This is a genomic window from Singulisphaera sp. GP187, from assembly GCF_900129635.1.
In the GTDB taxonomy this organism is placed as follows: Bacteria; Planctomycetota; Planctomycetia; order Isosphaerales; family Isosphaeraceae; genus Singulisphaera.
In genome coordinates, this window is the sequence record NZ_FSRB01000001.1 from 1,211,167 (window position 1) to 1,224,888 (window position 13,722).

Annotated in this window: 12 protein-coding genes; 4 read left to right on the top strand and 8 right to left on the bottom strand. The window is 63.7% G+C overall.

Going from position 1 to position 13,722, the window contains the following annotated elements; all coding sequences use genetic code 11:
• Positions 1–679 precede the first annotated feature (679 nt).
• Positions 680–2,260, bottom strand: coding sequence for a tetratricopeptide repeat protein (locus BUS42_RS04715; protein ID WP_074305687.1), 1,581 nt, complete (start codon positions 2,258–2,260; stop codon positions 680–682).
• Positions 2,257–3,561, bottom strand: a complete 1,305-nt coding sequence (locus tag BUS42_RS04720) for a TFIIB-type zinc ribbon-containing protein (protein WP_074305689.1) — start codon at positions 3,559–3,561, stop codon at positions 2,257–2,259. The genes BUS42_RS04715 and BUS42_RS04720 overlap by 4 nt, the downstream gene beginning before the upstream one ends.
• A 265-nt stretch (positions 3,562–3,826) precedes the next feature.
• Here BUS42_RS04720 and BUS42_RS04725 point away from each other — a divergent pair, with 265 nt between their 5' ends.
• Together BUS42_RS04725 and BUS42_RS04730 are read left to right on the top strand one after the other, a co-directional pair.
• Positions 3,827–5,056 carry a lactate racemase domain-containing protein gene (locus BUS42_RS04725; RefSeq protein ID WP_074305691.1) on the top strand — a complete coding sequence of 410 codons (1,230 nt, stop codon included), beginning with the start codon at positions 3,827–3,829 and terminating at the stop codon, positions 5,054–5,056.
• Positions 5,057–5,088: 32 nt separating this feature from the next.
• Positions 5,089–6,111, top strand: a complete 1,023-nt coding sequence (locus BUS42_RS04730; RefSeq protein WP_254053307.1) for a CAF17-like 4Fe-4S cluster assembly/insertion protein YgfZ — start codon at positions 5,089–5,091, stop codon at positions 6,109–6,111.
• A gap of 86 nt (positions 6,112–6,197) precedes the next feature.
• Here the strand turns inward: BUS42_RS04730 and BUS42_RS04735 are convergent, their stop codons facing one another.
• The 4 genes from BUS42_RS04735 to BUS42_RS04745 form a co-directional block, all read right to left on the bottom strand.
• Entirely contained in the window at positions 6,198–6,470 is a 273-nt protein-coding gene (locus BUS42_RS04735) for a hypothetical protein (RefSeq protein ID WP_074305695.1), read from the bottom strand.
• A 532-nt stretch (positions 6,471–7,002) separates the two neighbouring features.
• Positions 7,003–7,710 carry an IS5 family transposase gene (locus BUS42_RS04740; protein WP_216821004.1) on the bottom strand — a complete coding sequence of 236 codons (708 nt, stop codon included), beginning with the start codon at positions 7,708–7,710 and terminating at the stop codon, positions 7,003–7,005.
• A complete protein-coding gene (locus BUS42_RS46295) occupies positions 7,616–7,831 on the bottom strand; it encodes a transposase (RefSeq protein ID WP_410001673.1) in 216 nt (71 codons plus the stop codon). The genes BUS42_RS04740 and BUS42_RS46295 overlap by 95 nt, the downstream gene beginning before the upstream one ends.
• 51 nt (positions 7,832–7,882) lie before the next feature.
• The gene (locus tag BUS42_RS04745) at positions 7,883–9,052 is read right to left on the bottom strand and encodes a Gfo/Idh/MocA family protein (protein WP_074305697.1); all 1,170 of its coding nucleotides are present in this window, start codon (positions 9,050–9,052) and stop codon (positions 7,883–7,885) included.
• Positions 9,053–9,393: 341 nt separating this feature from the next.
• Between BUS42_RS04745 and BUS42_RS04750 the strand changes: the two genes are divergently transcribed.
• Both BUS42_RS04750 and BUS42_RS04755 read left to right on the top strand, forming a co-directional pair.
• Positions 9,394–11,028 (top strand): CTP synthase, encoded by a 1,635-nt coding sequence (locus BUS42_RS04750; RefSeq protein ID WP_074310695.1) that lies wholly within the window; start codon positions 9,394–9,396, stop codon positions 11,026–11,028.
• A complete protein-coding gene (locus tag BUS42_RS04755) occupies positions 11,025–12,254 on the top strand; it encodes an N-acetylglucosamine-6-phosphate deacetylase (protein WP_074305699.1) in 1,230 nt (409 codons plus the stop codon). The genes BUS42_RS04750 and BUS42_RS04755 overlap by 4 nt, the downstream gene beginning before the upstream one ends.
• Here the strand turns inward: BUS42_RS04755 and BUS42_RS04760 are convergent.
• Positions 12,194–12,703: a GNAT family N-acetyltransferase gene (locus BUS42_RS04760; RefSeq protein ID WP_074305701.1), complete on the bottom strand. Its 510-nt coding sequence runs from the start codon at positions 12,701–12,703 to the stop codon at positions 12,194–12,196. The genes BUS42_RS04755 and BUS42_RS04760 overlap by 61 nt on opposite strands.
• Positions 12,703–13,626: a rhomboid family intramembrane serine protease gene (locus BUS42_RS04765; protein WP_074310697.1), complete on the bottom strand. Its 924-nt coding sequence runs from the start codon at positions 13,624–13,626 to the stop codon at positions 12,703–12,705. The genes BUS42_RS04760 and BUS42_RS04765 overlap by 1 nt, the downstream gene beginning before the upstream one ends.
• Between the last annotated feature and the right edge of the window lie 96 nt (positions 13,627–13,722).

The window sequence follows — 13,722 nt, forward strand, 5'->3', positions numbered from 1 at the left end:
GACGGATCCGAGATCAAAAAAAGTCGGACCGGGTTGTGTCCAACAGTCTAGAACCCGATCGCACCGATCTGGGCGGAACGACCCTCAAGGAGAAGGTCTCGCGTCGTATCAGCCGAGCACATTATGCGCCATAGGCAAGAGACGGGGACCTTTTTTGTCGAGTCTCAGAACTAATACGTCGCTCAGACACAATGGTTTGCCATAATTCGACTTTTTTTGCGGAAGCAGGTTCGGTCAGCGTTTCGCATGCGACAATACCTTAGTCAGACGTCAGTTCCGGCCGACATCACGCGTTGTTTTTTTTCCACGTTCAACGAATCCGAGGAATTCAAACCGGGCTCGGGCGGACATTCTGCCCTGGCTTTGGGGCTCCCGACACGTCGTGCATCGTCGCTCACCTCCCTCATATCGAGAACTTGCCTAGCGGACGTCACTTCTTCGTTACAAATTCTTCGGAAATGTTCGGCGGTTGGGGCGTCCACGCCCCCCTGGATTTCGATCTGAACTCTTTGACGTTCTACGCCTTTATGAGTTCCCTGTGACCGCTTCTCCGAGGCAATTTGGACAATCTCCTTCAATTCCGGCTCCGAAAATGCTCGCCGAATGGCCGTGTCGTTCCGCCTGGCCTGAAGGGATGATCGACTTGTTGGGATTGGGAAGGTTAGGGGTAATGGTGGGTTCAGGGGTGGGAGGAGTTGGCGGCGCGGGGGAGTGAGTAGTAGGCCACGACGCGAGGAGCGTCGGACCCCGGCGTTCTCAAGAAATTAATATATTGGTCCTGCTTGGTCCCGAAGTAGATCCATTGCTCCATGAGCTGGCTTTGCGTGCCCGAGAAGATGACCCGATTCGGTTTCCCCCCCAGGAGCGACCGGACCTGGGTCGGGGTCAGGTTCGTCAGCTTTCGATTTTGGGGGGCGGGAACGGTCTCGAGTTTGGCGGTGGCGGTGACCCCGGTGCTTGAATTCGACTTTGTCGACTCGACCCACTCGTCGTTGACCTTGCGGAATCCTCGTCGTCGGAAGGCGTCGGCCACCTCCTTGGATTGGGGGTCGATCTTCCAGGCGCTCTGGAGTAGCTCGATCGCGGTCGCTTGATCCTCGATCAGGTTTTCGTACAGTGTGGCCAGACCGAGTCGACCTTCGGCATCGGTCGGGCTCATCTGGTGGTTGCGTTGTTCGTCGAGCCAACCACGCAATAGGTCGCGGGCCCGATCGGCCTGGTGCAGTTGTTCACTGTAGAGCTTGGCAAGGGATTTTACCTCGCTCAGCCGCAGGGTTGCCAGCTGGCCCGTTTTGGTTTTCAAGCCTTGCTCGTACAGTCGTTCGGCCACTTTCGGCCGGTCCGGGAGTTGGCGGGTGGCCCGTTCGGCCAGTGTCAGCGACTCTTGGGGCGCTAACTCCGCGGTTCGTTCCAGCAGGCGTTGCGTGGCATCGGCCCAGAGGCGGTGGTCGAGTGCTTTGCGGACCGTTACGGGAGCCGTTCGGTACGCGTCGGCGGGATCTTTCGCGTAAGGGCCTTCCCAGGTGGCCAGTTCGGTTGCCTCGGTGGTCACGGGCGCAGCTGAATCGGCGAAGAAGGCCGTCAGGTCGGCGAGCAGGCGGGCCAACGCCTCGGGCTCCTTCGCGCTCTCCAGTCGGGCGCGGAAGCTGCGATGGGCCAGCGCCGAGGGCTCCGGCTCGGGAAGGCCGTGAGCGCGGGCGCGTTCAGCGAGCTTGAGCCAGAGCTTGGCCGGATCGGTCGTCCGGCTCTCGGCCTCGAACCGGATCGCCTCGAGCTCGATCTCCCGCGCCCGTTGCAACAGGGCATCGTCCTGAAACTCTCTGGCTCGTCGATCGGCCCAGGCCGCCCAGGCGGCTCGTTTCTCGAATTCACCGGGCGGGAGGATCGATACGCCTCGGTTCAACCGCACTAGGTCTTTGGGAAAGAGTTCGATCGTGGTGACGTCGCAGACCCATTGGTCGCCCTCCCGTTTGAGAATTCCGGTCAGGCGGACCGCGGGGACCCCTGGAGACTGGCGGTAACGGAGCCGCGGAGGGAGGCGAAACAGGACCGGGGTCCGTTTCAGGGTGATTTCATCGAAGTCGCGTCCCTGATGGAACAGGAAGAGCGCCACTCGGTCGTCGACACTGACTTCACGTCCGATCAACTCGGGACGCTTGGTCAGTTCCGCGGGGTCGACCGTGGTCGCCGCGGCCCGGGCGCGCGTTGTGAATGGGGCCAGGCCGAGCAACAGGGCCACGAGAACCAGGCGCCTGGTCATGGCAATGCCTCTCCCGAGGCCTCCTCGGGGGCGGGTCGGCCGATCGCTTCGAGCGCCCGGGGATGGGTCAGGAACACGCCGCTCTCCGGCTCGAGGCCCACCAGCCATTCCTTATTGACACGGGTGAGCGACGCCAGGCGGGCGCCGAACTGAACGCGGTCGCCTACTTTGGGGTGGGTCAGTTCGAAGAGTTGAAACCCGGTCAAGTCAATCCGCCCGACGCGGAGATTCGGGTAGCTGCCTTCGCCGTTCGGAACGATCCGATAGTCGAGGTCGTACGAGCCGGTGCCGGTCGCGTCGGGGACGGCCCGCACGGTGGAATCCAGGAAGAAGGACCGCCCTTTGTAGAACGTCGAAAACCGCGACGACCATTCCGTCGCGTTAGCGTCGGCCGAGGCTTCGACGAGGATCTGTTCCAAGGGTTCCGGCGCGAGCGTCGTGAAGATGGCCGCTTCCTCGGCCCCGTGGCGCACTTCCGCCGCTCCCTCGACCGCCCCCCCGAGCGCGTCGACGGCGCGCTTGCCTTCGGACAGGAGTTGATGAGCCGTGTCGAAGTCGCCGGCGTCGAGCGCGGCGAGCCCTTGTTCACGAGCGATCTCGACGACCCGGGGCAGGTCCTGGAACTTCGAGCGCCAGACGCGGAACCCCACGGTCGCCGTGACAATCAGGGCCACAGCCAAAAAAAGCAACGGGTTGCGCCGTCGACGCGCCCAATCGCCCACCGATTGGCGCGGAGCCACCGCGATGCGCGGGCCTTCGCGATTCTGTTGAGGAGTGCGGGGTGCCCCCGCGGGGTGTCGGTCTTTGAGGCTTCCCGGTGTCTTTTGCGATCCCGTGGTCCGCCGCTCGGCGCCGGCCTGACGCTGGGCTTCCTGCTCAGACACGGACAAACTGTCAAAAAAATCGGAGTCCTTGCCGGATTCTGATCCTTCTTCGGTCGGGGTGGAATCGGAATCCACCCACTCGATCTCTCCGTCGACGTCCGTCGCCTCGGGCGGCCGCGGCGCCTGGATCGGGTCGGAGAGGCGGACCGGTTCGTCTTCGCGTTCAGGATCGACCGCGGAGCGTGCCGCTTGAGCCTCGCGTGCGGATTCGGCCGCGACCGGTTCGGGCAAGGGGCTCCGCGGGAGGACGAATATCCCCTCGCCGCAGGTGGGGCAGCGGAGCGCCTGGTATCCTTCGGTCCGTTCGCCGCGGAGCCGATGTCCTTCGGGACAGGCGACGCTGTAGTACTGGACCTTGGCAGGCGAGGCCGGCGTTAATCCTCGCAGCAGCCGCCGCGTACGTTCGAGGAGGTTCAACGGTCCTCACCCTTCGCCGTGACCTGGGAATTCGAGTCGCAAGGGGCTGATCGGCGGGACGGAAAGCCATCGCCTTTTTCTGTATCTGAAGTGACAATTATCCTGATTATCGGCCAATCCTTGGCTGGGGTCAACCACTCGCCCGGAGCCACTCGAATCGTTCGGTCAACTTGTCGCCCCGAAACAGAGACCCTATCATGAGTTGGAAGACTGAAACGGTTGGGGCGCGGGGGATTCGGGCCCGTCATTTGTGTTGGGGAGGGTTATGCAGGTCGGTGTCACTTTTCAGGATGAGCGGCTGGAGTTGGACGTTCCCGAGGACCGGCTGGTCGGCGAATGGCATGGGCCGGCCGGTGTCGGGCTTCAGGACGTCGAGCGTCTCGTCATTGATGCGCTGGAGCAACCGCGGCAATATCCGCCGCTGCGCCAGGCCGTTGTCCCAGGCGATCATGTCGTGATTGCGCTCGATGCCCTCGAGCCCCACGCCTCCGCCGTTCTCAGGGGGGTCTGCGAAACGCTCCGGAATGCCGGGGTCGACCCCGCCTCGATGACCGTCCTTTCCACCCTCGGGCCGGCTCCCGGGATCGCCCCGCTCGAGTTGCCGGAGCAAGTGTCACTGGTCGTCCACGACCCGGCGGACCGGTCAGAACTGGCGTATTTGGCGAGCACGCAGAGCGGCCGTCGCGTCTATCTGAACAAGCTGGTCACCGACGCGGACTTTGTTTTACCGATCGGCCGGCTCGGTCCCGACGACGTTCTGGGCTATCGCGGCCCTTGGCGCACGCTCTATCCTTGCTTGAGCGATCTCGAGACCTTGCAGGCGTTCCGAGGGTGGGCGAGCGAGGCCCAACTCAATCGCGATGCCCCCTCGAAGGCGCTCACCGAAGTCACGGAAGCGAGCTGGCTGCTCGGCAGCCAGTTCCATCTCGGCATCGTGCCCGGTATCGTCGGCCCGGCCGAGGTGGTCGCGGGGCTGGACTCGGCCGTCCGTGAGCAAGGCGCCGAGGCCATTGATCGGTTCTGGAAGTTCCGCGTCGAGACGCGGGCGGAACTCGTTGTGGCGGGGATCGGCCGGCCCGGGATTCCGACGACCTTGGAGGAACTCGCCGACGGCTTGAGCACCGCCGCGCGGTTGGTGGAGCGCGGTGGAAAAATCGTGATCCTCTCCCGGGCCGCGGGGGGACTCGGGCCTGCGTTCCAGAAGCTGGTGGGCGTCGACAATCCGCGGGTGGCGCTGAAGGCACTGCGAGGCCACGAGGCCGATCTCGATTACTCGGCCGCGCGCTCCCTGGCCAGCGCTCTCGCCTGGGCCGACGTCTACTTGCTCAGCGGATTGAAGCCTGACGACGTCGAGGACCTCGCGATGGTTCCACTGGAACGGGCTGAGGAGGCTCGCCGACTGGTTTCCGCCAGCCGTTCTTGCCTGTTCCTGAGCCAGGCGGAGTTGACCTCCACGGAAGTCCTCGACGAATTGAACGATTCGACCGAAGCATGATTCCGACCAACAGCGAGGGGATTCGAGGACCGATGGTCGAACCGAATGACCTCTACCGTGCGCTCAAGACCCAGCCTGGATTCATCGACCGTAGCGATCGCGTGCGCGTCGAGGTCGGCGGGACTGACCGCGCCAAGTTTTTGCATAACCTGACGACTAACGACGTGAAGCGCCTGGCCGTGGGCCGTGGGCACGAGGCGTTCGTGACGAGCCTGCAAGGAAAGACCCTTGGCTACATCACGCTGGTGGCGTCCGAGGATCGGATCCTGCTCCGGACCGATCCGGGGGGAGCCGGCCTGCTGCTGCCCCATCTTCGGAAATATGGGGTGTTTGACGAAGTTTCGATCGACGACCTGAGCGCCCAGACCTTCGAATACCACCTGACCGGGTCGACCGCCGCCGACTTGCTCCGCTCGGCCGGAGCCGAGTTGCCTCCCGAGGGCGACTTGAATCACGGTTCCACTGCGATTGATGGGTGCGCCGTCCAGGTGATCCGCGAGGCGCCGACCGGTCAGCCCGGCCTGACGCTAGTCGGGAGTCTGGCCGACGCACCGCGGGTCGCCGCCCAGATTCGTGCGTTGGGAGCGGGGCTGGGGTTGGTCGAGATCGATCCCGCGATGTTCGACCTTTTGCGCATCGAGGCGGGCACGCCGGTGTTCGGGCGCGAGGTCACCGAGGAGAATTTGCCCCAGGAGATTGGCCGCGACAACCGCGCCATCAGCTTCGTCAAAGGGTGCTATCTCGGGCAGGAGACCGTGGCCCGGATCGATGCGCTGGGGCACGTCAACAAGCTGTTGAAAGGCCTCAAGTTCCTGACTCCCGAGGGCGTTACGGCGGAGAATGCCGTGCTGACGCGCGAGGGCAAGCCGATCGGGAAAGTCACCTCGAAGGTGTTCTCGCCGGGATGGGGCCGGCCGATCGCCCTTGGCTTCGTCAGGGCGGCTCATGCCGAGGCGGGAACCGAACTCCTCTGCCAGAGCGAGGGAGAAGGGGAGCCCCGGAGCGTCGTCGTCTACGACTTACCGATGTTGCCCCCCAACCTGGGCGAAGTCTGAATTCCAGAGGAGGCGAGGCGGGAACTCCGGGATGACCGAACTTCGGTGACTCGGGAGCCCGCCTCCGACTCGGAATCGTGACGCGATCAGGGGGCGTTCAGTTCCTTGAGGGCGCCTGCGGGAATATTGGCGATCTGCAGGATCGTTTCCGGAGCCTGACACAAGCCGAGGTTCTCGAGCACGATCACCCCATAGGGGGAGGACTGCTCGTGTTCGGACCCATGCTCGGGGTCGCTGTCCGCGCGGGCCACTCGGCCGCGGATGACCTGGCCAGCGTAGTCGACTCGTACCAGCGGGTTACGAGTCCCTTGCTTCTGGCGAATCACCGGGAGCGTCGAATGGCACTCATCAAACGTCATCGGAATCCTCCTTGAACACCGAGGGTTGGGTCCGTTTTTTCGCGGACCGGCGCGGCCAATCGCGGGCGCGCTCACTCTCAAGACCGGCCCTCATCGGGAGCAATCCGGATCATCCTCATCCAACGAACGTGGGTCAAGCCAAATTGGTTCGATCCCAGGCTCATCGTTCGAGCGGTTTCCGCTTCGTTGTCATTCGCCGGGCAACTCGCCCCGAAGCCACCGAACGCTTTCGTTGTGACTTTGGGGCCACGAGTTCGGCATGATCGGCCTTGGCGGCATCGGGGAGTGGGCACGGCCCACCATTTAAGAATTTAACCACGAATCACACGAATGAAAACAAATCATGGAGGCTTGAATCATGGTTTGAGTTTTTAATGATTCACGTCATTCGTGGTTAAATTCCGCGATTTTTGGGCGTCGCGTGACCGCTTTTTTTGGCAAGAAGATCGGGATGGTGGGCTGTCCCCACCCCCGAGAGGGATTCGAGTCTCGCTACGAAGCGATCGCGTTAGAGACTGTCCCATAAGCAGGGTTAGGCCGATTTTCGGTAGTGGAACTCGGCGTCCGCTTTCGAGGGCTTGAGTCGATTGAGCATCAATTGGATCATGGCCAATTTGACAAACGACTCCGACGACAGGACGCTCTTTTCCCGGTCCTTGCTCAAGCGTCGACATCGGCCCAGCCACGCGAACGTCCGCTCGACCGTCCAGCGAATCGGCAGGAGCACCCAGCCCTTGGCGTCCTTGGGGCGTCGCACGATGGTCAGTTCCCATTGCTCGTGCTCCTGGACCCAAGCGTAGAGATCGAAGTTATGATACTTCGAGTCGGCGTACATCCGTACGACTTTGCTCATCGGTTGGCCGTCCAGCCGAGTGAACAGTTCGGTCGCCCCCTTGGCGTCGTCGACATCGGCGGCCGTCACCAGAACGGCCAGCAGCGAACCCAGGCTGTCCACCACAATGTGGCGTTTCCGACCATCGAACGTTCTTGGCGTTGTCGCGGCCCCGCTCCTCGCCACCGGAGGTGGTGTCGACGACTGGCTGTCGACACTCGCCGAGGTGCGGGGGTGGTAAGGCTTCTCTCCCGTGAGGACTTTACGACGAAGTAGGTCGTGGATTTTGTCGAAAGTTCCCTCGTGCCGCCACTCATTGAAATCCCGCCAGACGGTGGTCTTGGGCGGGAAGTCCACAGGGAGGTATCGCCACTGGCAACCGGTGCGGAGGATGGAGAAGATGGGCATCGACGACGTCCCGCAGGTCGGTCTTACGAGGCCGTCCGCCGAGAGGCGCAGGCGGGAGATGCGGCTCGATCAAGGCCCACTGCTCGTCGGTGACGTCGCTGGGGTAATGGTGGGTTCGCATACCACTTCTACGTCGCTCAGTGCTCGTTTGTTCCCCTTATGGGACAGTCTCTTAGACGATCGCCTGCGCGGAGCCAAGCTCGCCCCGGATCTCTGCCATCGTGACGCTCCGCCGCTCATCCACGGCCTGACGGACGAGCAGGCCCGTCAACGTGGCGTCTCGGGCCTCGGCCAGCGAGAGGGGAGGGGCCGAGGGGCTCTCGGCTTGCACCGCATCGAGGAACGCCTGAAGGGCGAGCCTGGTATCGGGTTGGTTGCCCGGGTGAATCGTCTGGCGCGGGCGGCTCCGGTCGCGGAAAGTCACGGCGCCGGAGCTGAAGTCGATTCCGCCGGCGTCGCCCATGACTTGGAGCGTCACGCCGGTGAAGCGATCATCCGGGGGAGCAACCCAGGTGTGCATGAAGGAGACGTGGAAGCCGTCGGCCCACTCCAACTCGGCCGCGTAGTGGTCCGTGACGTCGCGCCGTGGCTGGTCCGCGCGAAACAGGTCGCGGCGGCCTCGGCCCGAGGCGCGGACCGGAGGGCCGGACGCGAGCCAGTTGAAGACATCCCAGACATGGACGGCCTGTTCGACCATCCAGTCGCCAGATCGAGCGCGACTCGCGAGCCAGTCATCATGACCGTTCATCGGGCCGTTACTGCTGAGCCAGACCGAATGGCCGGTGAGCGGGTTGCCGATCTCGCCTTGGTGGATCAAATCCACGCCCGCGCGATAGCGTGGGTTTGAGCGGCGCTGGTAGCCGACGTGGACGACCAGATCCGGCGACTTTGTGGATTCGGCAAGCAGCGAGTCACACTCGGCGAGCGTGAGTGCGAGTGGCTTTTCGGCGTAGAGATGCTTGCCGGCCTTCATCACTTCCAGGTTGATCGCGGCGTGGAGGTCGCAGGGGAGGGCAACGGCGACCGCGTCGATGTCGGTGCGCTCGAGCAACTGGGCCGCCCGTTCGTATCCTTCGGGCCGGACCCCTTTGGCTTTCTCGACAATCCCGAGGCCGCGGAGCCTGTGTCTCGGCTCCTGGTCGCAAACGGCCACGACCTGGGTGGCGGGCAGCTCCAGCAAGGTCCGGAGCAGCGTGGTCCCGCGCGTCCCGAGCCCGATCAACCCCAGGCGGACCGGCGCGGACTCAACGCCCCCTTCGGAGACCCGGCCCTGGGACAGGGCGAGGCCCGCGGCGGCCGAGCAACCGAGAAAGCGCCGACGGTTCAAACGGATCGGGGGCATCGGCACCGGCTCCCACAAAGCTCAAAAGGAAAAAGGCAAACGGATCCGCGTGACCTTCGCCCCATTCTAAGCCCTTTCGCGTGACAGGAGCAAGCGGAGCCGGTTGTGTCACAAGTGGAAATCGCGTGGGATTCAGGGGCCGCCCGAGGCGAATCCGACTTTTGTCGGGCTCGCTTCCGGATCGAGTTTGGGTCCCATGAGGCCAACCGAGCCCGCCTCGAGTGCTTGCTTCCGAATGAACTTATGGAACCTGGGATTCGGTCGATCCTTCCCCTCCATGTTATACTGAATCGATCGGAGCGCATGGCGTACGGATGAACAGAAGGCGGTTGGGACTCACGATGTCGAAGCATATTTTTGTGACAGGGGGGGTCGTCAGTTCGCTCGGAAAGGGGTTGACGTCGGCGTCGATTGGCATGTTGCTCGAGCACCGCGGCTTGCGGGTTCGGCTTCAGAAGTTCGACCCGTACCTCAACGTCGATCCGGGCACGATGAGTCCGTACCAGCACGGCGAGGTTTACGTCCTTGATGATGGCTCGGAGACCGACCTCGATCTTGGGCACTACGAGCGGTTCACCAATGCGCCTTTGACTCGGGACTGCAACTACACGACCGGGAAAATCTACCAGTCGGTGATTCAGAAAGAGCGTGAAGGGAAGCATTACGAGGGAAAGACCGTTCAGGTCATTCCCCACGTGACGGACGAGATCAAGGCGGCGATTCTTCGCCTGGCCGGCGACGACGTCGACCTGGTCATCACCGAGATCGGCGGCACGGTTGGCGACATCGAAAGCCTGCCGTTTCTGGAGGCGATCCGCCAGTTCGCGCTCGACGTCGGTCGTGAGAACTGCCTCTATATTCACTTGACCTTGGTCCCTTACCTCAAGGCGGCCGCGGAGCTGAAGACCAAGCCAACCCAGCATTCGGTCGGCGCCTTGCGGCAGATCGGCATTCAGCCCGACGTCCTGATTTGCCGGACCGAGCACTCGATCAGCTCTGAGGACAAGGACAAGATCGCCCTCTTCTGCAACATCGATCGCAAGGCCGTGATCGAGGAGCGCGACAAGGAATACACGATCTATGAAGTCCCGCTGAGCCTGGTCAACAACGGCCTCGACGAGATCCTGGTCAAGCGGCTCGGCCTGAAGGCGAACCCGCTCGATATCAGCGACTGGCGTGAGCTGGTCGACCGCGTGCTGCAACCCGACCATGAGGTCCGGATCGCGGTCGTGGGCAAGTACATGAAGCATCGCGATGCTTATAAGTCGGTGTACGAGTCACTCGACCACGCGGGGATCGCCAACCGAAGCCGGGTGATCGTGCTCCGGGTCGAGGCCGAGGACGTCAGCGGAGGCGGGGCCGACGCGGTCCTGGCGGGTGTCGACGGTATCCTCGTGCCGGGCGGATTCGGGATGCGCGGGGTCGAGGGCAAGATCGAGGCGATTCGCTACGCGCGAACCAAGGGTATTCCCTTCTTTGGAATCTGCCTGGGGATGCAATGCGCGGTGGTTGAGCTCGCCCGCAACGTGCTTGGCCTGGAAGATGCCAACAGCACCGAGTTCGACAAGGCCACCCAGCACCCGGTGATCTCCCTGATGGACGATCAGTCGTACGTCCGCCAGCGCGGCGGCACGATGCGGTTGGGCGCATGGCCCTGCACCTTGGGTGAGGACAGCCTCGCCCGGAAGGCGTACGGTCTCGACGTCGTCCAAGAACGACACCGGCATCGCTACGAATTCAACAACGACTATCGCGAGGCGCTGAAGGAGAAGGGGCTGGTCATGACCGGAATGAGCCCCGACGGGTCGCTCGTCGAGATCATCGAGTGGGCCAATCATCCTTGGTTCCTGGCCGTTCAGTTCCATCCTGAGTTCAAGTCGAAGCCCACCAAGGCGCATCCGTTATTCCGCGATTTCGTCGCGGCGGCTCTGGCGCGTCGCGAAGCGGGCCGAGGCGACCAGGAATCCCGCGGATGAAATCGGAGACCGAGGTGGTGAGCGCGATCACGACGCGGCACTTTGAGACGGGCCGCTGGACGCGACTGACGATCCGGGGCGGGACGATCGAATCGGTCGATCCCGCCGAGGGACCCGAGCCCGTCAGCGGCTCGGACCCATGGGTCGCCCCCGCGTTCTGGGACATTCAGACCAACGGCCGCTGGGGGATCTCGTTCTCCGACCCGGCGCTGACTGTGGACCAAGTTGTCGAGATCGTTCTGGCGCAGGCGGAATGGGGGGCGGCACGGATCTGCCCGACCTTCATTACCGCGTCGGCCGAGAATTTTCGGCATGGCGTGCAAACGATTGCGGCGGCCTGCGAGTCCGACCCGAGGGTGGCCTCCGGCGTCGTCGGAATTCACCTGGAAGGTCCGTTCATCTCGGAACTCGACGGATACCGTGGCGCTCACCCGCTTTCGGCGGTCCGCGACCCCGACTGGGATCTGTTTCAAGAACTTCAGGAGGCGTCCGGGGGGCGGATCGTTCTGATGACTCTGGCCCCCGAGCGGCCGGGAGCCCTCGAGTTCATTCGGAAGGCGGTGGCCTCGGGGGTCGTCATCGCGCTCGGGCATACCGCGGCCGACGGGCCGACGCTCCGCGCGGCGGCCGCGGCAGGCGCCCGATTGAGCACGCACCTGGGCAACGGGATCGCGTCACCGCTGGCCCGTCACCCCAACCCGATCTGGGAGCAGGCGGCGATCGACTCGCTCGACGCCTCGTTGATCGCGGACGGTCACCACCTCGACCCGGCCACACTTCGGGTTTTGGTCCGTGCCAAAACGGCGGGGCGCGTGATTCTGGTCAGCGACGCCAGCCCGTTGGCCGCACTCCCGCCGGGGCGGTACGGAGAATGGGCCGTTGACCCGTCCGGGAAAATTGTCGTCGCCGGCACCCCGTACCTCGCCGGGTCGAACCAGGGGATCGAGGTCGGCCTCAACCAGTTGATGGAGACTGCGGGCCTTTCCCTGGCCGAGGCGATCGCAACCGCCACGACCCAGCCCGCCCGGCTCTTGGGGCGGCCATTGCCGACACTGACCGCGGGACAGGCCGCGAACCTCGTCGTTTTCGAGCATGATGCCCGTGGCGTGGAGCCAGCCTTCAAGCTGATCCGGACCTGTGTCGACGGCCGATGGACCGAGGTCAATCAACCGGGCGTTAAGGATGACGCGGCGAAGCGGTCGGTCCAGATCTCTTCGAACACGTGATAGCCGCTCGCCTCCATGCCCATGGCGAGATACGTTTGCTTTGCCCGATGGTTTTCCTGTTCGACGTAAAGTCGCAGGCCGATTACATCGGGTAAGGCCAACGCCTCGGCACGGATCTGTTGGTACAAGGCGCGGAAGACCCCCTGGCCACGGGCCTCGGGGATGACGTAGACGCTCTGGAACCACCAGATCCAGCCGTTTCGCCAGTCGCTCCACTCGCGCGTGATCGCCGCCTGGCCGACGAGCGGTGCCGCCGCGCTCGGTTGCGCGACCCAGTAGCGGAGCCGCTCCGGGTCGGCGAGGGCGGAGCGGATTCCCGCGCTTAGCACGGTAAGGTCGAGCGCTTTCCCCTCGGTCTCGCCCGCGAGTCGCTGGTTGAAATCGACGATCGTGTCGCGATCGGCGGGAACCCCCGCGCGAATGAGCAGGGAAGGTGCATTCACTGACATTAGATCCGGTCGCTCCGTCGATTCCGTGCCCGTCGGCTGGCTTCTTGCAGGACCCGGTTCTCTTCCTCGGTCAGTCCGCCCCGTCCCTCGCGTGCGATCTTGGCGAGCACCTCGTCGAGCCTGGCGTCGAGCTGCTCTTCGGGGAGCACGGCCGTGGTCGACGGTTTCAGCGTGGCTGCGGGATTCGGTGACCAGGTGGGCCCTGTAGACCGAGTCGTTGGCTTCTCACGCGGTTCGGGAGTGATCAGACGAAGCCGAGGACGAGTGACCCGTCGCCAGGAAAACCGCGACCAGCGCAGGTCGAAGTGTTTGAAGAGATAGCCGAACGCCGCCCCTGAGAGGTGCGAGGCCACCGCGATCCCGCTCGAGGGCTGGGCCAGCAGTTGGTAGGCGTCGTGGGCGAGGTAGATCACCACGAGCAGCCACATCTGGACCGGCAGCACGAAGAACAAGAGGATCTCGCGATGGGGATAATACATCGCGTAGACCACCACCACCGCCATGATCGCCCCTGAGGCCCCCAGCATGCTGGCGCCGTGGTGCCCGAGGAAGGTATCCATCGCCGCCCAGCCGAGGGTACTGAGGACCGCGGCGCATAAATAGAGCGCCACAAAGTCGCGTGTTCCGTAGAACGACTCCATCTCGCGGCCGACGATCCAGAGGAAAACCATGTTCCAGAGGAGGTGGTAGACCCCCTCGTGCAGGAACGTGGCCGTCAGCAGTTGCCAGACGTACCCATGGCGGAAGATCCCATCGCTGCTGGCGATGAAATAAGTCCAGAGGTTGCGCTGCTGGAGCATCGGCTCGAGGAAGAAGACGACGACGTTGATGACGATGATCGCCTTGGTCGCCGGCGCTAGCCCGGTGAGCCAGCCCGATCCGTGCGTTTCGCCTCGATAATATTCGCGGTCATAGATACCCATGATCGCTCCGGCGAACATCGCCCTTAGCGAGCCGGCGGCGGCCGCGCCCTCGACCACCTGATTCTTTCATCATCGGACGACTTATCATACCTGTCA